Annotated in this window: 16 protein-coding genes and 1 pseudogene; 6 read left to right on the top strand and 11 right to left on the bottom strand. The window is 60.1% G+C overall.

The features are described 5' to 3' along the window. Positions 1–388: 388 nt before the first annotated feature. Positions 389–1,780: an aldehyde dehydrogenase family protein gene (locus ACZ0AZ_RS24470; RefSeq protein ID WP_039763100.1), complete on the bottom strand. Its 1,392-nt coding sequence runs from the start codon at positions 1,778–1,780 to the stop codon at positions 389–391. A gap of 104 nt (positions 1,781–1,884) precedes the next feature. Here ACZ0AZ_RS24470 and ptrR point away from each other — a divergent pair, with 104 nt between their 5' ends. Next, positions 1,885–2,763, top strand: a complete 879-nt coding sequence (gene ptrR / locus ACZ0AZ_RS24465) for a putrescine utilization regulator PtrR (protein WP_463538810.1) — start codon at positions 1,885–1,887, stop codon at positions 2,761–2,763. Positions 2,764–2,775: 12 nt separating this feature from the next. Here the strand turns inward: ptrR and ACZ0AZ_RS24460 are convergent, their stop codons facing one another. Together ACZ0AZ_RS24460 and ACZ0AZ_RS24455 are read right to left on the bottom strand one after the other, a co-directional pair. Continuing rightward, on the bottom strand, positions 2,776–3,399 hold the full coding sequence (locus tag ACZ0AZ_RS24460; RefSeq protein WP_463538354.1) for a glutathione S-transferase family protein: 624 nt from the start codon (positions 3,397–3,399) through the stop codon (positions 2,776–2,778). 97 nt (positions 3,400–3,496) lie between these two features. Then, entirely contained in the window at positions 3,497–4,912 is a 1,416-nt protein-coding gene (locus tag ACZ0AZ_RS24455; RefSeq protein ID WP_129999961.1) for a purine-cytosine permease family protein, read from the bottom strand. Between the two features lie 255 nt (positions 4,913–5,167). Here ACZ0AZ_RS24455 and ACZ0AZ_RS24450 point away from each other — a divergent pair, with 255 nt between their 5' ends. Further along, a complete protein-coding gene (locus ACZ0AZ_RS24450; protein ID WP_039763097.1) occupies positions 5,168–6,079 on the top strand; it encodes a LysR family transcriptional regulator in 912 nt (303 codons plus the stop codon). A 15-nt stretch (positions 6,080–6,094) separates the two neighbouring features. Here the strand turns inward: ACZ0AZ_RS24450 and argE are convergent, their stop codons facing one another. The 6 genes from argE to ACZ0AZ_RS24420 all read right to left on the bottom strand — a co-directional run bounded on the left by argE (position 6,095) and on the right by ACZ0AZ_RS24420 (position 12,142). Next, positions 6,095–7,243 carry an acetylornithine deacetylase gene (argE, locus tag ACZ0AZ_RS24445; RefSeq protein ID WP_463538353.1) on the bottom strand — a complete coding sequence of 383 codons (1,149 nt, stop codon included), beginning with the start codon at positions 7,241–7,243 and terminating at the stop codon, positions 6,095–6,097. Further along, the gene (locus ACZ0AZ_RS24440) at positions 7,240–7,917 is read right to left on the bottom strand and encodes a DUF1028 domain-containing protein (protein WP_129999959.1); all 678 of its coding nucleotides are present in this window, start codon (positions 7,915–7,917) and stop codon (positions 7,240–7,242) included. The genes argE and ACZ0AZ_RS24440 overlap by 4 nt, the downstream gene beginning before the upstream one ends. 120 nt (positions 7,918–8,037) lie before the next feature. Next, positions 8,038–8,454, bottom strand: a complete 417-nt coding sequence (locus ACZ0AZ_RS24435) for a RidA family protein (protein ID WP_039763092.1) — start codon at positions 8,452–8,454, stop codon at positions 8,038–8,040. A gap of 60 nt (positions 8,455–8,514) precedes the next feature. Next, positions 8,515–9,825: a flavin-containing monooxygenase gene (locus tag ACZ0AZ_RS24430; RefSeq protein ID WP_463538352.1), complete on the bottom strand. Its 1,311-nt coding sequence runs from the start codon at positions 9,823–9,825 to the stop codon at positions 8,515–8,517. 233 nt (positions 9,826–10,058) lie between these two features. Continuing rightward, positions 10,059–10,877, bottom strand: a complete 819-nt coding sequence (locus ACZ0AZ_RS24425; RefSeq protein ID WP_129999957.1) for an alpha/beta fold hydrolase — start codon at positions 10,875–10,877, stop codon at positions 10,059–10,061. Positions 10,878–11,098: 221 nt separating this feature from the next. Next, a complete protein-coding gene (locus ACZ0AZ_RS24420; RefSeq protein WP_073471146.1) occupies positions 11,099–12,142 on the bottom strand; it encodes an LLM class flavin-dependent oxidoreductase in 1,044 nt (347 codons plus the stop codon). Positions 12,143–12,345: 203 nt separating this feature from the next. Between ACZ0AZ_RS24420 and ACZ0AZ_RS24415 the strand changes: the two are divergent. Next, positions 12,346–13,386, top strand: a pseudogene (locus ACZ0AZ_RS24415) (cache domain-containing protein); the annotation flags it as partial. 138 nt (positions 13,387–13,524) lie between these two features. After that, positions 13,525–14,292 carry a methyl-accepting chemotaxis protein gene (locus ACZ0AZ_RS24410; RefSeq protein ID WP_370593578.1) on the top strand — a complete coding sequence of 256 codons (768 nt, stop codon included), beginning with the start codon at positions 13,525–13,527 and terminating at the stop codon, positions 14,290–14,292. Between the two features lie 140 nt (positions 14,293–14,432). Here ACZ0AZ_RS24410 and ACZ0AZ_RS24405 read toward each other — a convergent pair whose 3' ends face one another. Then, complete coding sequence (locus ACZ0AZ_RS24405) at positions 14,433–14,918, bottom strand: flavin reductase family protein (RefSeq protein WP_463538351.1); 486 nt, start codon at positions 14,916–14,918, stop codon at positions 14,433–14,435. Positions 14,919–15,241: 323 nt separating this feature from the next. Here ACZ0AZ_RS24405 and ACZ0AZ_RS24400 point away from each other — a divergent pair, with 323 nt between their 5' ends. After that, complete coding sequence (locus ACZ0AZ_RS24400) at positions 15,242–16,648, top strand: purine-cytosine permease family protein (protein ID WP_463538350.1); 1,407 nt, start codon at positions 15,242–15,244, stop codon at positions 16,646–16,648. Positions 16,649–16,897: 249 nt separating this feature from the next. Beyond that, on the top strand, positions 16,898–17,998 hold the full coding sequence (locus tag ACZ0AZ_RS24395; RefSeq protein ID WP_016775035.1) for a polyamine ABC transporter substrate-binding protein: 1,101 nt from the start codon (positions 16,898–16,900) through the stop codon (positions 17,996–17,998). A 123-nt stretch (positions 17,999–18,121) separates the two neighbouring features. On the opposite strand, the gene ACZ0AZ_RS24390 is transcribed toward ACZ0AZ_RS24395, so the two are convergent. Further along, positions 18,122–19,096, bottom strand: a complete 975-nt coding sequence (locus ACZ0AZ_RS24390) for a TerC family protein (RefSeq protein ID WP_463538349.1) — start codon at positions 19,094–19,096, stop codon at positions 18,122–18,124. Between the last annotated feature and the right edge of the window lie 155 nt (positions 19,097–19,251).

Below are 19,251 nucleotides of genomic sequence, written 5' to 3'. Positions count from 1 at the left end.
GTGGTTCCTTTGTGGGAGTGAGCTTGCTCGCGAAGAGGGCGTGTCAGGCAATGCATTCGGTGACTGACTGAATGCTTTCGCGGGCAAGCCCGCTCCCACATTGGGTATGTGTTGCGCCGCACTTTACCTACCAGCGGTGGTTCCTTTGTGGGAGCGGGCTTGCTCGCGAAGAGGGTGTGTCAAACAATGCAGCGGTGACTGACAGAATGCTTTCGCGGGCAAGCCCGCTCCCACAGTGGTATGTGTTGCGCCGTGAATTAACTACCAGCGGCGGTTCTTTTGTGGGAGCGGGCTTGCTCGCGAAGAGGGTGTGTCAGGCAACACATTCGGTGACTGACAGGACGCTTTCGCGAGCAGGCTCGCTCCCACAATTGCTGCTGTGTCTGGGTTATTTGCGATCCAGCCACACGGTCTGCGCGTTGCAGAATTCCCGTACGCCAAAGTGCGACAGCTCACGGCCAAAGCCGCTCTTCTTTACGCCGCCGAAGGTTACGCGCGGGTCGCTGGCGGAGTAGCCGTTGATGAACACGCCGCCGGTTTCCAGCTCGCTGGTCAGTTGCTCGGCCAGCGCGACGTTGGCGGTGTAGATCGTTGCAGTCAGGCCAAAATCGCTGTCGTTGGCCAGAGCCACGGCGTGCGCGCAATCGCGGGCGGTGATGATCGAGGCGACCGGGCCGAACAGCTCCTGCTTGAACGAAGTCATGCGGTCGGTGACATCGGCCAATACGGTTGGCTCGTAGTAGTTGCCCGATCCTTCGACCTTGCCGCCACCGAGCAACAGTGTCGCGCCTTCTTCAAGGGTGTCGCGCACTTGTTGATCAAGTTCATCACGCAGATCGAACCGCGCCATCGGCCCGATGTAAGTGTCAGCGTTGAGCGGATCGCCCATCTTCAACTGACGTGTCGCTTCAACGAACTTGCGAGTGAATTCCTCAACCACGCCTTGTTCGATGATCAAGCGTTTCGCCGCCGCGCAGACCTGGCCGGAGTTCTGATATCGACCGACAACCGCCGCATGCACGGCTTCATCCAGATCGGCGTCATTAAGCACAATGAACGGATCGGAGCCGCCCAGTTCCAGCACACATTTCTTCAGCGCCGCACCGGCCTGAGCACCGATGGCCATGCCGGCGCGGACGCTGCCGGTGAGGGTCACGGCGGCGATCCGCGAATCGGCGATAGCGGTGGAAACGCCTTCCGGTGTGACGTTGATCACTTCAAACACGCCATCTGGAAAACCGGCGCGAACAAACGCATCGCGCAGCAGGTAAGCGCTGCCCATCACGTTTGGCGCGTGCTTGAGCACGTAAGTGTTGCCAGCGATCAGCGTCGGCACCGCGCCGCGCAGCACTTGCCAGATCGGAAAGTTCCACGGCATCACCGCCAGAATCGGCCCCAGAGGACGGTACTCGATGCGCGCCTTGCCGCCTTCAACCTGGGTGGCTTCGGCGTCGAGCATGGCCGGGCCGTGTTCGGCGTACCACTCGCAGAGCTTGGCGCATTTCTCGATTTCGCCACGGGCCTGGGCGATCGGCTTGCCCATCTCCTGGGTGATCATGGTCGCCATGGCTTCGCCAGTTTTACGCAGCGCGCCGGCGAGGGCGGTAAGCAGGCGCGAACGATCCTGTAGTGGCTTGCGCTTCCACTTGCCAAAAGCGAAGGCAGCGCGAGTCAGTGCTGCATCAAGGGCAGCGGCGGATTCAAACGCGTAATGGCCGATCTGCTCGCCGGTGGCGGGGTTGATCGAGATGGCGTGGGTCTGGCTGGAAATCTGGCTCATTGACGTTGTCCTGTAGGTTCGTCGGATGGGCCTAGAGTAGGGTGGCGTTAGTTTTCTGGAAACTGAATAATAAAGATCGTTTCTTTCACGATTGGAGAATGACTGTGGATCTGGTGCAACTGGAAATCTTCAAGGCCGTGGCCGAGCACGGCAGCATCAGCGCCGCCGCTACGCAGATCCATCGCGTGCCGTCGAACCTGACCACGCGGATCAAACAGCTGGAGCAGGATCTCGGCGTTGATCTGTTTATCCGCGAGAAGAGCCGGCTGCGCCTGTCACCGGCCGGGTGGAGTTTTCTCGAATACACGCGGCGCATTCTTGATCTGGTGCAAGAAGCCCGGGCCACAGTAGCGGGCGAAGAACCCCAGGGCGCGTTCCCGTTGGGCTCGTTGGAAAGTACTGCTGCAGTGCGCATTCCGGAACTGCTGGCGGCGTACAACCAGCAGCATCCGAAAGTCGACCTCGACCTCTCCACCGGGCCGTCCGGCACAATGATCGACGGCGTGCTCTCCGGGCGCCTGGCCGCAGCATTTGTCGACGGCGCGGTGCTGCATCCGGCGCTGGAGGGCGTGCCGGCGTTCGAGGAGGAAATGGTCATCATCGCGCCGCTCAATCATTCACCGGTCGAACGTGCGACGGACGTTAACGGCGAAAATATCTACGCGTTCCGTTCCAACTGCTCCTACCGTCACCATTTTGAAAAATGGTTCAGCACTGACGCTGCCGTGCCGGGCAAGATCTTCGAGATGGAGTCCTACCACGGCATGCTCGCCTGCGTCAGCGCCGGTGCCGGCTTGGCTCTGATGCCGCGCAAAATGCTGCAAAGCATGCCCGGCAGCGCGACGGTCAGCGTCTGGCCGCTGGCGGCGGACTTCCGCTATCTGACCACTTGGCTGGTGTGGCGGCGGGGCACGGTGTCGCGCAGTCTGAGCATGTTCGTGCGCTTGCTTGAAGAGCGTGGCGTGGTGCGTGAGCAAGGCTGATCTAGCGCATCTTTATGCCGTGCCATTGCGCCCGTACAAACGATAACCGTCGCGCTGATTCAAGCGGTCGTAATAGGCGCGCACCGCAGCAAAATCCGCATGGTCGAGCGGTGTTTCGAACCAGCGATTGACGGACAGCCCGATCGGAATATCCGCCAGGGAAAACTGCTCGCCACTGACGTAAGCGCCGGTCTTCTCCAGTTGGCGATCGAGGATTTCCATGTTGCGCGTCCAGTCCCGGCAACCGGCGGCCAAAGCGTCGTGGTCCTGATAATCCGTCGACTTGCGCACCAGCGCCATCAGCGGGTACGACCACGAGCGATTCAGCTCCGAGGCCTGCCAATCGATCCACTGATCGACCCGTGCCCGGGCGATAGGCTCAGCGGGATACAAATGCGCGCCACCGTAACGCGTCGCCAGATAACGAATGATCGTGTTTGATTCCCACAAGGTGAAATCACCGTCCTGGATCACCGGCACCATGGCGCAGGGATTGAGTGCGAGAAACTCCGGTGTGTTCGGCGACTTGAAGCCCGAACCCCAGTCTTCGCGCGCGAAGGGAATGTCCAGCTCGGCGCAGGTCCACAGCACCTTGCGCACATTGATCGATGAGGCTTTGCCGAGTATTCGCAGCATGGAATTTCCTTCTCCGGGTGTCGGACGCAAAAAAATACCATAGCGCAAAGTCCAGGGCCCGCAATGCGCGGGCCTTGGTTTAATGGTGTGCGATCGCTCAGAGATTGCCCGCGAGCTTGCCGCCGGTCATGCGTCGACGATAGGCGCTGTCGCGATTGGCCAGCCAGAAATACAGCGGCGAAGTCACCAGCAAACCCACCAGCCAGGACAGGTCGGCGCCGTTGATGTGCGCCGACACCGGGCCGACGTACAGCGGCGTGTTCATGAACGGGATCTGCACGGCGATGCCGATCGTATAAGCCAGCAATGCCTGCGGGTTATAGCGACCGTAGATGCCGCCGTCGACCTGGAAGATCGACTGAATGTCGTACTTGCCCTTGTGGATCGCATAGAAGTCGATCAGGTTGATCGCCGTCCACGGCACCAATACCACCAGCAACACCAGCACCATGTCGACGAAGTGGCCGATGAAATCAGCCGAGGCGCCCACCGCAGCGAAGCAGCAGGCCAGCAAGACGATGATCGAAATCACTGCGCGGCTTTTCGCCGTCGGAATCCAGCGATAGGCGAAGGTCTGCACCAAGGTGATCAGCGACAGCACTGCGCCGTAGAGGTTGAGGGCGTTGTGGCTGATCACGCTGAGCAGAAACAGCACCAGCATCAGCGGGCCGATGGCGCCGGTGGCCAGTTTGACCGCGTCCATGGTGTCCATGCCCACCGGCGTGGCCAGCACCGCCACCGCACCGAACACGAACGACAGGCTCGAACCCAGCGCCGAACCGAGATAGGTCGTCCAGAACGTCGACGACACTTTTACATCGGCCGGCAAATAGCGCGAGTAGTCGGAAACGTACGGCGCGAATGCGATCTGCCACAACGCCGCCAGCGACACCGTGGCCAGCCAGCCGGACAGATTGAAGCTGCCACGGGTGAGGAAGTCGTCAGTCTGAATGTGGGTGAAGATATAGATGAAACCCACGGCGATGCCGATCCCCAGCACCCACGTGCCGATGCGGTTGAGCACGTGGATGAAGCGGTAGCCGATGATGCCGATGATCCCGGAACCCAGCGCGCCGATGACGATACCCACCGGCACAGGAACGCTGTCAACCACACCATGCAATGACTTGCCGGCGAGGACGATATTGGAAGCGAAGAAACCGATGTACATCACTCCGGCGATCAGCACCACCAGCAGTGCACCGAGCGAGCCAAACTGCGCGCGGCTCTGGATCATTTGCGGGATGCCCATCTGCGGGCCTTGCGCCGAGTGCAGCGCCATCAGCACGCCGCCGACCAGATGGCCGACCAGGATCGCGACGATGCCCCAGACCAGATTCAGATGAAACAATTGCACGCCCAGCGCCCCGGTGACGATGGGCAACGGCGCGATGTTGCCGCCGAACCAGAGGGTGAACAGATCGCGGACCTTTCCGTGGCGATCTTCGGGCGGCACGTAGCCTATGGTGTGTTTTTCAATCAGCGGAGCGGAGGTGGATGCGGGGGTAGCCATGTCGAACTCCAAGGCAAGGATGAGTACGTGGACGTACTTCGGTAAGCGCCGGCACGGGTGGCGCATTTCTTGTTGAAGTGATCATGTGCAAAGCCCCGGGATAGATAAATTAGTAAGTTTGTTGCTTCAGACCTTAAAAAAAATATGCTCCGGCTGCGGCGGGCGTCCGGTATGTTCAAGCCTCGATCTGCAGCGCCGCGCTCAGCGTCGGAGCTGCCGAAGGCTGCGATCTTTTGATCTTTGTGGAGGTACCCCATGGCTGCCTACAACCTGCGCCAGCTCAAATACTTCGTCACCACAGCCGACTGCGGCAGCGTCGCCGAAGCATCGCGCAAGCTCTACATCGCGCAGCCGTCAGTGTCCACGGCGATCAAGCATCTGGAAGAGAGCTTCGGTGTGCAATTGTTCATTCGCCATCACGCGCAGGGCGTGTCACTGACGCCCAGCGGTTCGCGCTTCTATCGCAAGGCGCTGGAGCTGTTGCGGGTGGCCCACGAGTTCGAGCAGAACGCCTTGGCGGACAACGATGTGGTCGCCGGACAGATCGATATCGGTTGTTTCGAAACCGTTGCGCCGTTGTATCTGCCGCGCCTGATCGCCGGCTTCAAGCAGCGCTGGCCGGGCGTGGAGATCCGCATCCGCGACGGTGAACAGCAGGAGCTGGTGCAAGCGCTAACCGCGGGCAGCATTGATGTGGCGATGCTCTTCGAACACGACCTCGACAGCACCATCGAAACCTCGTCGCTGATGCCACCGCAGCAACCGTATGCGTTGTTGCCGGCCGATCATCGTTTTGCGCAACAGGCGAAAGTCTCGCTGCATGATCTGGTGCTGGAACCGATGATCCTGCTCGACGTGGTGCCGAGCCGGACGTACTTCGTGAGCATTTTTGAAGAGCGCGGCCTGACGCCGAATATCGTCTTCAGCTCACCGTCGATCGAGATGGTGCGCGGCATGGTCGCCAATGGTTTCGGCTTTTCGATTCTGGTGACCAAGCCGTTCAGCGACTACACCTACGACGGGCAAAAAGTCGTCTGCGTGCCACTGGCCGAAACCGTCACCGGCTCGGGTTTGTCGGCGGCGTGGCTGCGGCGGGTGCAACTGACCAAGCCGGTGCAGTTGTTTGTCGATCATTGCCGCGAGGAATTGGCCCGGCTGTACGCCTGAACGCCGGGCCAAGGTCTACACGCTGATGAAATCGAGCAGGCGTAGCAGCATCTCGTCACAGGCTTTCAGCTGATCGAGGCTGACGAACTCGTCGGGTTTATGGCCCTGATCCATGCTGCCGGGGCCGCATACCACGGTCGGAATGCCCACGGCGTCGAACAGACCGCCTTCGGTACCGAACGCCACGGTGCCAAATTCCTTCGAAGCGCAGAACGCCGCGATCAGCTCGGCGGCCTGGCTGTGGGCGTCGGTGACCAGGCCCGGATACGCCGACAGTTCGCTGAAACGAACGTCGCTGTGCGCACTCACAGCGCGCATGCGTGGCAGCACTTTGCGTTCGGCGTAAGCCTTCAGCGCGTCGGCAACCAGAGCCGGATCCTGCGAGGGCAGGGCGCGGATTTCGAAATCGAAGCGGCAGTCGGCGGGCACGATATTCAACGCCTTGCCGCCAGTGATCAGCCCGGTTTGCACGGTACTGAACGGCGGGTCGAATCGCGCATCGTGATGTTCGGGGGCCTTGAGTTGCTGGCCGAGCCGCCCCAGTTCGGCGATCAGTTCGGCGGCGTATTCGATGGCGTTGACCCCGAGCGGCGCATAGGCCGAATGACACGGGTGGCCATGCACCTCGCAGCGCATCGCCAGTTTGCCTTTGTGACCGAGCACCGGTTTCAGCTCGGTCGGTTCGCCGATGATGCACAGCAACGGTTTCACCGGACGCTGCTGCAAAACCTCAAGCAACGAGCGCACGCCGAGGCAGCCGACTTCCTCGTCATAAGACAGCGCGATATGCACCGGCAGGCGCAAAGGCGTTGCCACCAGGCTCGGTACCAGCGCCAGCACGCAGGCTATATAGCCTTTCATATCAGCCGTGCCACGGCCGAACAGCTTGCCGTCGCGCTCGCTGAGTTCGAATGGCGATAGCGTCCACGGCTGGCCGTCGACCGGCACCACATCGGTGTGCCCGGACAGCACGATGCCCGGTTGGTCAACCGGGCCGATGCTGGCGAACAGGTTGGCTTTGCTGCGCTCGTCGTTGTAAATCAGCGCGCAGGTTACGTCGTGACTGGCGAGGTAATCGCGGACAAATTCGATCAACTGCAAATTCGATTCACGGCTGGTGGTGTCGAAGCCCACCAGCGTTCTGAGCAGCTCGACGCTGTTCATCGATCATCTCCGGCAACGCCATAGCCCGGTGCCTTGGCCGGATCGAGGGCGCGATCGATGTAGTCCTGCAATTGTGGACGGTAGGCATCCCAGAGTTTTTGCAACTGGCCGATCGGGTTTTCATCGGCCCAATCCACGCGCAGGTTAACGATGGGCCAGGTCTGTTCGCCGACCACCAGCAGCGCTGCCGAATGCACCGGCCCGGCTTCGCCGCCGAGGGCTTGAGCCGCATGCAGAGCCTGGAGCAGGCGCTCGGCGAGCTGGCCTTCGCCGTGCTCGAACGCGCTGACCATGGCCCCGATGACTTCGCGCCCGGCAAGCATGTTGCCGGCGGCGACGCATTGTTCACCAGTCACGGCGTTGTGCACGCCGAGGGTTTGCGCGCCGCTGAAGTGCGCAGTCTGGCCGAGGTGGTTGATCGCGGTGATCTGGCGGTACTGGCTGTAACCGTTGCGCGTGAGCACCTGATCCAGCGCGGCTTCAGGGGCGACGCCCTGTTCCAGCAGGGCGAGGACTTCCGGCCCGAGCGACGGCAGGGTGATGTTCTGGCTCGACACCGCGCCGACACCGGGCAACAGCCACGGGCAGCGGGCGCCGACGGCGATGCTGGAGGAACTGATGGCGACACCGAACTGACCGGTGTCGGGGCAGCGGGCGGTGATGGAAAAGGTCATCTTTTGAACTCCTTGTGTGTCTGGGCTGACGCCTTCGCGAGCAGGCTCGCTCTCACTTTGAAATACATGCCCCTGTGGGAGCGAGCCTGCTCGCGAAGGCCACGACTGGGTTTTCCTGACTTACTCGGGAATCACCGCAATCACATCAATCTCCATCAGCCACTGCGGCTGGCCCAGCGCCGAAACCACCAGCCCGGTGGAAATCGGGAACACCCCCTTGAGCCATTTGCCGACCTCCTGATACACCGCCTCGCGATAACGCGGGTCGATCAAATAAGTGGTGGTCTTGACGATGTGGCTCATGTCACTGCCGGCTTCTTCAAGCAATTGTTTGACGTTGCGCATGGCTTGTTCGGCCTGGGCGCGCGGGTCACCGAGGCCGACCAGATTGCCATCGAAATCGGTGCCGACCTGGCCGCGCACGTACACCGTGTTGCCGGCGCGTACGGCCTGGCACAAGTCGTTGTCCAGGGTCTGGTTGGGGTAGGTGTCTTTGGTGTTGAACATGCGGATGCGCGTGTGGGTTGGCTGGCTCATGGGCGGCTCCTGAAGCGAGGATGTGGCCCGGTGCAATCGGCACCGGGGCATAAGACGAGATCAAGCGTCGACGAACTGTCTTTGCGCAGAAGAATGCGGCTGCGCTTCACGCTGCCCGGCATCGCGGTATTCGAGGTATTTGCGTTGGGTGGCGATGTGATCGGCGACATGTTTGGCGTCGTGCCACACGCCCCAGATAAACGACGAACCCCGCCGCGATTGCCACGGCAGACCGAGGAAATAAATCCCCGGCTCGCTCGACACGCCGCGCTGATGCACAGGCTTGCCTTGCGCATCCAGTGCCGCGACTTTCAGCCAGGAATAATCCACGGCGAACCCGGTGGCCCAGATGATTGAAGTGACGCCGGCCTCGCGCAGATCCAATTCGCGCAAAGGGTTTTTCACGCACTCGGGGTCGGCAAACATTGCCCGCGCCTCGGGCTCTAGCGGCAGGTCGAGGCCATTGCGTTCGACGTAGGCGTCGGCAGCATCGAGCAGCGCCAGATAGTTTTCATCGCCACGCTGGAGATTGGCGACCAGGTCCTGTTTGAAGGTCACCACGCCGTCGTTGAAGGATTCGGTAACCCCGACCAAGGTCATGCCGCGATGGGCCAGACCGCGGAAGTCAATGGTGCGCCCGCCATGAGCGCCGCTGACGGCGATGGTCACGTGTTCGCGGCCGGGTTTCATTGCCGCTTGATCCCATTCGCCGAGCACCCCCAGCCACCAGCAGAAATCGCGGTTGCGGTAGGCGCGAGGCGGACGATCGTGGGCACCCACCGACAAGTAAACCTGCTTGCCGGCACGTTGCAGTTCATCGGCAATCTGCACCCCGGAAGAGCCGGCGCCGACCACCAGCACCGCTCCATCGGGCAATTGCTGCGGGTTGCGATAATCGGCGGAGTGGATTTGCAGCAAGCGCCCATCACGTGGCGCGATCGCCGGGATCACCGGCTTCTGGAAAGGCCCGGTCGCCGCCACCACTCGGCTGGCCTCGATCACGCCTTCGGAGGTTTCGACGGTGAAACCCGGGCGACCGACGTTACGCACCACACTTTTCACTTCGACGCCGGTGCGGATCGGCGCATTGAATTTCTTCGCATAGGCTTCGAAGTAATCGGCCACACGCTCCTTCGGGGCAAAACCGTCGGGGTCGACATCATCGAATTCCAGACCGGGAAAACGGTCATGCCACGCCGGACCGTTGGCTACCAGCGAGTCCCAGCGTCCGGTGCGCCAGCGTTCGGCGATGCGATTGCGCTCCAGCACCAGATGCGCAATGCCGAGTTTGCTCAGGTGCTCACTCATCGCCACACCCGCTTGGCCGGCACCGACGATCAGCGTGTCTGTTGTTATTATTTCTGGGGTCATCTCTACATCCTTCCTAACAAGGCAGTTGGATTCGGGCCGCTGTTGGCTTGTCCGTTTGGCTTGAGGTCAGACTAGGGAGAGGGGGGGTATCGGTAAAATATTATTAAGCTGGGATATGAAGATAAAAAACTGATGCAGGCAGGCTGAGGCCCTTGAATACGGGGCTTTTGGAGGGGGGGCGACAACACTGGAAAGTCGGGATGAGGCAAAAACGCCTCATCCCGGTAAGCGTTTCAACGATTGAGGAAAGCCAGCAGATCCTCATTCAATGCCTGCGCATGGGTCACGGCGAACCCGTGCGGCGCGCCGGCGTAAACCTTCAACTCGGCGCCTTTGATTTGCGTGGCCGCCTGCTTGCCGGTGGTCTCGAATGGCACGATCTGGTCGCCGTCGCCATGGATCACCAGGGTCGGCACATCGATCTTGGCCATGTCCGGACGGAAGTCTGTTTCCGAGAACGCCGTCACGCAGTCGACGGTGCCCTTGAGCGAGGCCATCAACGCGATGTTCAGGGTTTGCGTGAGCACGCCGTCGGAGACTTTCTGGCCCTGATTGATGCCGTAGAACGGCGTGTTGAAGTCAGCGATGAACTGCGCGCGATCTTTCAGCAGGCCAGCCTTGATTCCGTCGAATACCGATTTGTCGACGCCGTCGGCGAAGTCGGCTTTCTTGCCGAACAGCGGCGTGACCGCACCGAGCAATACCAGGCCGGCAACGCGCTCGTTGCCATGGCGGGCAATGTAGCGGCTGACGTCGCCGCCACCCATGGAGAAACCGACCAGGGTCACGTCGCGCAGATCCAGGTGGTTGATCAGGCCGGCGATGTCATCGGCGAAGGTGTCGTAGTCGTAGCCGGTCCAAGGCTGATCCGAGCGGCCGAAACCACGGCGGTCGAAGGCGATGGTGCGATAGCCGCGACTGCTCAGATATTCCATCTGGTATTCCCACATGTCCGCATCCAGCGGCCAGCCGTGGCTGAACAGCACGGGCTTGCCGCTGCCCCAGTCCTTGTAATAGATCTCGGTGCCGTCTTGGGTCTTGAAGGTGCTCATGCAAACTCCTTGTGATCGTGTGTGGCAAGAATGGATGCCGAATGGGCAACGGCCACTATCCGCGCAAAATGCGAAAGGCACTTGTACGCAAGTGCTGGTTTGGCGGAAGGAGAGAGTAGTACGTTGCGCGATGAGTATTTCACCTCGACATTACAGAAATGAAAAAGGGCGAGCTCCTGGCGGAGTCGCCCTTTTTGCCATGTTCAAGGACGCACAAGCCGCTAGCGAAACGCCGGCACCACATGCTTGATAAACAATTCCAGCGATTTCTTCTTCTCCTCATGCGGCAAGCTGTTGTCACACCAGAAACTGAACTCATCCACCCCCAGTTCCTGGTAGTACTTGATCCGCGGAATGATCTCTTCGGGCGTACCAATCATCGCCGTCTTGTGCAGACTCTCCAGTTCAAACTCAGGACGCCCGGCAAACTTCTCTTCAGGACTCGGCGCAAGGAATCCGTTGACTGGTGTTTGCTTGTTGCCAAACCAGGCATCAAAGGTGCGATAGAAACGTGAGATGGCTTTGGCGCCAACTTTCCAGCCGTCCGGGTTGTCGGCGGTGTGCACGTGGGTGTGGCGCAGTACCATCAATTGTGGGCGCGGCACGTCTGGGTTGTTGTCCAGTGCAGTCTGGAATTTGTTCTTCAGGTCGAGGACTTCTTCGTCGCCTTTCATCAATGGCGTGACCATGACGTTGCAGCCGTTGGCGACGGCGAAGTTGTGCGAGTCGGGGTCGCGGGCGGCGATCCACATGGGTGGGTTGGGCTTCTGGATCGGCTTCGGCACGCTGGTGGAGGTGGGGAATTTCCAGATGTCGCCGTCGTGGGCGTAGTCGCCTTGCCACAGGGCGCGGACCACCGGGACCATTTCGCGCAGGGCCTGGCCGCCGCTGGAGGCGGGCATGCCGCCGGCCATGCGGTCGAATTCGACTTGATAGGCGCCGCGTGCGAGGCCGACTTCCATACGGCCGTTGCTGATCACGTCGAGCAGGGCGCATTCACCGGCGACGCGCAGCGGGTGCCAGAACGGCGCGATGATGGTGCCGGCGCCGAGGTGGATGGTCGTGGTTTTCGCTGCGAGGTAGGCCAGCAGCGGCATCGGGCTTGGGGAGATGGTGTATTCCATGGCGTGGTGTTCGCCGATCCACACGGTGCTGAAACCGCCGGCCTCGGCCATCAGGGTCAGTTCGGTCAGGTCTTCGAACAGTTGGCGGTGGCTGACGCTTTCGTCCCAGCGTTCCATGTGTACGAACAGGGAAAATTTCATGACGCTACCTCGAGTCTTTTGTAATTGGCCGGTCGTGTGCGGGCCTGTCGAACTGACGTGAACGCTGTGCGCTCGCGAGTCTTCTCACCATTCAAGCACGCCTTCGAGGACGGCTGTTCGGTTGATTGAATATTGGTATACCATAATACGGAATATCCGCAAAATATTTCTGACCGACACTTCGAACAAGGAAGGCGCAAGCAATGAACATAAAACAAAAACTGACTCTGGCGTTTGCGGTAATCGCCAGCCTGCCGGTGTTACTGGTGGCAGCGCTGATCATCCTCAACGTCCGCGAGGGCGCGCGCGACACCTTTACCGACAGCACCGGGCGCGAAGTGCGCCAGGTGGAAAACGCGATGCAGCTGTTTTTCGAGGGCATCAGCCAGAACGTTGCCTACCTGGCCGAGCATCCGCAACTGCAGAGCATCGACACCAGCCTCAAACGCTACCTGAGCAGCGACGCCACGCAAGTGCCGATGGGGCCGCAGGATCAACAGCTGTTCAAGCTGTTCGACGGTCTGGCCAAGGCCCACCCGGCTTACACCTATCTATCTGTCGGCACCGAGCAAGGCGGTTATCTGTTCTGGCCGGGCGATGCGCAACTGGCCAACTACGATCCGCGTACCCGGCCTTGGTACAAAACGGCGATGGCAAATCCTGGCAAAACGCTGCGCACCGAGGCCTATTACTGGGCGGCGGATGACGTGGTGCTGGTGAGCACCGTGCGCAGTTTCAACAACCAGTTGGGCAGCAATGCCGGCGTGGTCAATATCGATGTGTCGCTCAAGCAATTGACCGATCTGGTCAAGCAGATCCGCCTCGGTGAGAGCGGTTATCTGATGCTGATGGAAGCCAACAACACCGTGCTGGTCGACCCGAGCGACCCGGCGCACAACTTCAAGAAACTCAGCGATCTCGGCGACGGTTATCAGCAACTGGCCGAGGCGGGCAAAGGCCTGGTAGAGGTGCAATTGGCCGGCGAGGATTACATGGCGCTGGTCTGGCCGTCGCAGGCGTTGGGCTGGCGGTTTGTCGGCTTGGTGAAGGCGAGCGAAGTGATGGCGGGGGCGACGCGTTTGACCTGGCTGATCGGCGCTATCGCTGTGGTTTGCGCACTGTTGTTTGCAATGGCCGGCGCGTGGTTTGCCGGACTGATGGTCAAGCCGATTCGTGGTGTCGCCAGTGGTCTCGAAGGTATTGCTCAAGGCGAGGGCGATCTGACTGCGCGACTGGAAGTACGCGGGCAGGATGAAACCGCGCAACTGGCGGGCTGGTTCAACCAGTTTCTCGAAGCGATTCGCACACTGATTCAACGCATCGGCCAAGCGGCAGGGCAGATTCACAGCAGCTCCGGCAGCGCCACTGAGGTCTCGGCGGAAATGGCCGACGTGGCTTCGCGTCAGCGTGAGGCGGTGGACATGGTGTCGACCGCGTTTCACGAAATGGTCGCCACTTCCAATGAGGTCGCGCGCTCGTGCAGTCAAGCGGCCGATTCAGCAGACAACGGTCAGCGTCAGGCTCACACCGGGCAGCAGCAGATCGACGCGGCGGTCAGCAACGTCGGGCGCTTGAGTCAGGAGATCGGCCACAGCGCCGAGTCGATGCAGCAACTGGAGCAGGACAGCAACGACATTCAGTCGATCCTCGGCACCATCCGCTCGATTGCCGAGCAGACCAATCTGCTCGCGCTCAACGCCGCCATCGAGGCCGCGCGCGCCGGTGAACAGGGCAGGGGCTTTGCCGTGGTCGCCGATGAAGTTCGCGCGCTGGCCAAACGTACGTCGGACTCGACCGGTGAGATTGACGCGCTGCTGGGCAATCTGGCGCGGCGCACTCATCAGATGGGCAAGCAGATGCACGCGAGTCTTGAGGTGTCGCAGGAAACCGTGGTGTCGATCAACGAGGCGCGGGCGAGTTTTGAATTGATTCGCGAGTCGGTGGACGTGATCCGCGACATGAACACGCAGATCGCCACCGCGGCGGAGGAACAGCATCAAGTGGCGGAGGACATCAATCGGCACATCAGCCAGATTCATGGTGATGCGCAGTTGGTGGCGAGCCTGGCGGATTCGACTCGCCAGGATGCGCAGAACCTGACGGCGTTGTCGCAGACGTTGAATCAGCTGGTGAGCCGGTTCCGGACCTGACACGGTCGCCCAGGCAACACCAAAACCTGTGGGAGCGAGCCTGCTCGCGAGGGCGTCGGGTCAGTCAAAAATGTAACAACTGACCCATTGCATTCGCGAGCAGGCTCGCTCCCACATGGCTTTTCGGCGGATTTGAGAAATCACGCCACAACCGGCAACGCACCCATCTTGCCGTGGCAATACACCAGCGGTCCGGCGACTTGCTCGGGGACGATCAGGTTCTTCACCGCGCCGACCATGATCGCGTGGTCGCCACCTTCGTATTCACGCCACAACTCGCACTCGATCACCGCCGTCGCATTGGCGAGGATCGGGTTGCCCAGTTCGCTCAACGTCCACTCGATGCCCTGCGCCTTGTCCTTGCCTTTGCGGGCGAAGGCATAGGCCTCGCTTTGCTGCACGCTGGACAACAGGTGAATTGCAAAGCGTTTGTTCTTGATCAGCACGGGATAGGAGTCGGAGCTGTAGTTGGGGCAGAACAGCACCAGCGCCGGGTCCATCGACAGCGAGCTGAAGGCGCTGGCGGTCAGGCCGACGACTTGGCCGTCGTCGTCCAGCGTTGTGATGACGGTGACGCCGGACGGGAACGAGCCCATGACTTGTTTGTAAATGGCAGCATCGATCATTGGGTGGTCCTCGGGTGGTGTGACGCGGTTTTTATGGTTTGTAGGTCTGATGGTATACCGTAATACATATCTTGCAAGGGCTTTTCTGGTGAACCGATAAACGTGCGGCTTTCGTCGGAAACTCAATGTTTACGGGGCTTTCAGCTAGCCGTGCAGGGGTTGGATCAGCGAGGATAGTGGATCAGAGAGCGACAGAATCAGCGGATCAGGCTTGTGCAAAGTTTGGAATACCATAATATGGTCTGCATCTGAGGGGCGACCCAAGAGTCCTCCCGGTTTGACTTCATACAAAGATAAAAACAGACAAACTCGAGTTCATGCATATGTCCCAGATGTCCCGGCAAGATCCGTTGATCGAGAATCATACGGTCGATTACGTCCCACTCGCGGAACGCCACGGGAAGGCCCGCGATCTGTTCACTCTTTGGTTCAGCACCAACATCGCGCCACTGCCCATCGTCACCGGCGCCATGGTGGTTCAGGTGTTCCACCTCAATCTGTTCTGGGGGCTGCTGGCGATTGCGCTGGGGCACATGATCGGCGGCGTGGTGATTGCGCTGGCGTCGGCCCAGGGCCCGCGCATGGGCATTCCGCAAATGGTCCAGAGTCGCGGTCAGTTCGGCCGCTATGGCGCGCTGCTGATCGTGTTCTTCGCAGCGCTCATCTACATCGGTTTCTTCATTTCCAACATTGTGCTGGCTGGTAAATCGATCGTTGGCATTGCGCCGTCTGTGCCAGCGCCGCTGAGCATTCTGATCGGCGCGCTGGCCGCGACGGCGATCGGTGTGATCGGCTACAACTTCATCCACACCCTCAACCGCATCGGCACCTGGGTGATGGGCGGCGCGTTGCTCGCCGGGTTCATCTACATCTTCGCCCATGACTTGCCGGCGGACTTCCTGACTCGCGGCAGTTTCAATCTCTCCGGCTGGCTGGCGACTGTGTCGCTGGGGATCATCTGGCAGATCAGCTTCTCGCCATACGTCTCCGACTACTCGCGATATCTGCCAGCAGACATCGGTATCGCCAAACCCTTTTGGGCGACGTATCTGGGCGCGACGCTGGGCACGATCCTGTCGTTCAGTTTTGGCGCGGTGGCGGTACTGGCGACGCCGGAAGGCACTGAAGCGATGGCAGCGGTCAAGCAGTCCACCGGTTGGCTGGGGCCGATTCTGATGGTGCTGTTTCTGCTCAACATCATCAGCCACAACGCGCTCAATCTGTATGGCGCGGTGTTGTCGATCATCACCTCGATCCAGACGTTCGCCAGCCAGTGGACGCCGAGTATCAAAGTGCGCGTGGTGCTGTCGAGCGTGATTCTGGCCGCGTGCTGTGTGGTCGCCCTCAGTGCTTCGGCGGATTTCATTTCCGAATTCATCGGACTGATTCTGGCGCTGTTGCTGGTGCTGGTGCCGTGGGCGTCTATCAACCTGATCGATTTCTACCTGATCAAGCGCGGCAACTACGACATCACCTCGATCTTCCGCGCCGACGGCGGCATCTACGGGCGCTTCAACCTGCACGCGATCATTGCCTACTTCATCGGCATCATCGTGCAACTGCCGTTTGCCAACACCTCGCTGTACGTCGGGCCGTACGCCAATCTCGTCGAAGGTGCCGACCTGTCGTGGCTGGTTGGCCTGGTGGTCACCGTGCCGTTGTATTACTGCCTGGCAACTCGCGGTCAGGCGCAGCAGAGCAGGGCGGCCAGACTCGGCTATACCGACTGATCCAAACAGCAACACAACAATGCCCGGCCCAGCGCCGGGCATTTTTGTTTGCGCATTTCAGCGGTCACGGAAATTGGCCATATCGATCCCCTTTTGGCCTGCCGCCTACTGTCACCGCGCTACGCTGTCAGCAAGAATCGAAACCATAACAACAGGCTCGACCTTTTTTGCCCTTGGCTATCGTTACAGCCACTGCCGTGTACAGAACATAAAAACCATCGATCTCACGTCGCATTCGGGGAAACAACCATGGTCACGATCAAACGCATTCTGGGCGCCACCGTGTGTGGCCTGACGCTGCTGGCCAGCGCCGTCCAGGCCGAGCAGCGCGAACTGCGGGTGTACAACTGGGCGGATTACATCCTGCCTTCAGTGCCCAAGGACTTCGCCGAGCAAAGCAAGATCAAAGTGACCTGGGACACCTTCGACACCAACGAATCCCTGGAAGCCAAACTGCTCACCGGCAACTCCGGTTACGACCTGGTGGTGCCGTCCAATCAGTTCATCGAAACCCAGATCAAGGCCGGCGTGTTCCAGAAACTCGATAAGTCAAAACTGCCGAACTGGCAGCATCAGGATCCGGCCTTGCTCAAGTTGCTCGATGCCAACGACCCCGGCAATCAGTACGGCGTGCCGTACATGTACGGCACCGTGCTGATCGGTTTCAACCCGGCGAAGGTCAAGGCTGCCCTGGGCGATAACGCGCCAGTGGACAGTTGGGATCTGGTGTTCAAACCCGAGAACATGGAAAAGCTCAAGGCCTGCGGCGTGGCGATGCTCGATTCGCCGTCGGAAATCCTGCCGCTGGCCCTGCATTACCTCGGCCTCGATCCGAACAGCCAGAACCCGGCGGACTATGAAAAGGCCAAGGCCTTGATGATGAAGATTCGCCCTTACGTGACCTACTTCAACTCGGCCAAGTACATGACCGACATCGCCAACGGCGACATCTGCGTGGCGATCGGTTATTCCGGCAGCTTCTACCAGTTCGGCAATCGCGCCAAAGAGGCGGGCAACGGTGTGGTGGTCGACTGGCGTCTACCGAAGGAGGGCGCGCCGATCTGGTTCGACACCTTCGCCATTCCGAAGAGCGCGAAGAACGTTGCCGAGGCTCACGAATTCCTCAACCACTTGCTCGATCCGAAAGTGATCGCACCGATCAGTGATTTCCTCGGTTACCCGAATGCCAACAAGGACTCGATGCCGCTGGTCAACAAGGACATCACCGACAACCCCAACCTGACGCCGACCAGCGAAGCGCTGAAAACTCTTTATGTGGTGCAGCCGTTGCCCCAGAAGATGGAGCGGGTGCGGACGCGGGTGTGGACCAGTATCAAATCCGATAAATAAGAGCACCGCACTTCAAATGTGGGAGCGAGCCTGCTCGCGAAAGCGGTGTGTCATTCAACTCCTATGTTGAATGATCCGGCGTATTCGCGAGCAGGCTCGCTCCCACAGGTGGGTTGTGTTGTGTCATTCGGTGCGGCGTTCAGCCTCGCGCGTCGTCACCAGACTCAACAGCACCGACCCCAGAATCACCGAGCCCACCACTGCCAGCGACCATTCCACCGGCATGTGGAACCACGGCATCACAACCATCTTGCCGCCAATAAATACCAGCACGATCGCCAGCCCATACTTGAGCAGGTGAAAACGGTCAGCCATGTCTGCCAGCAGGAAATACAGCGCGCGCAGGCCCATGATCGCGAAGATGTTCGAAGTGAAAACAATGAACGGGTCGGTGGTCACGGCGAAGATCGCCGGGATGCTGTCGACGGCGAACATCAGGTCGCTGGCCTCGATCAGCACTAGCACCAGGAACATCGGTGTCGCCCAGCGCACGCCGTTCTGCAGGATGAAAAACTTCTCGCCGTGAAAGCCGCTGGTGATGCGCATATGCCCGCGCACCCAGCGCAACAGCGGGTTGTTGTCGAGATCCGGTTGCTGGTCGGCAAACACCAGCATTTTGATCCCGGTGATGATCAGGAACACCCCGAAGGCATACAGCAGCCATTCGAACTGCGAGACCAGCCATACACCGGCAAAAATCATTATCGCGCGCATGACAATCGCGCCCAGCACGCCGTACAGCAGCACCCGCCGCTGCAATTCCGGCGGCACGGCGAAATAGCTGAAGATCATCACGAAGACGAACATATTGTCGATCGACAGCGACTGCTCGATCAGATAGCCGGTGAGGAATTCCAGGGTTTTCTGCCGGGCGATTTCACCGCCGAATTCGCCGTGCAGATACCACCAGAGCAGCCCGGCAAAACTCAGTGCCAACAGGCACCAGGCAATCACCCAGGCCGACGCTTCCCGCACTGACACCCGGTGCGCCTTGCGCCCGCCGAAGACAAACAAGTCCAGGGCCAGCATGGCCAGAACGAAGACGATGAAGGCACCCCACATCCAGGGTTCGCCGATATTGATGTTCGTCGCAGGCATGGCACGCTCCCGGTTTTTGTTTGATTGAGTCAGACGGGACGATGCTAGCGAGGGATTTATGATAAAGAGAAATCGTTTATTTCTGAGGGTTAGTTCGAGAAAAACGAAGTGTCACGGATGAAACCTCGTCTGGGTTCGAGACTTACAATGGAAAA

The organism is Pseudomonas sp. AC239 (genome assembly GCF_979258545.1).
The sequence above is the reverse complement of the archived record's forward strand: the minus strand, read 5'-3'. Positions and strand labels throughout refer to the sequence as shown.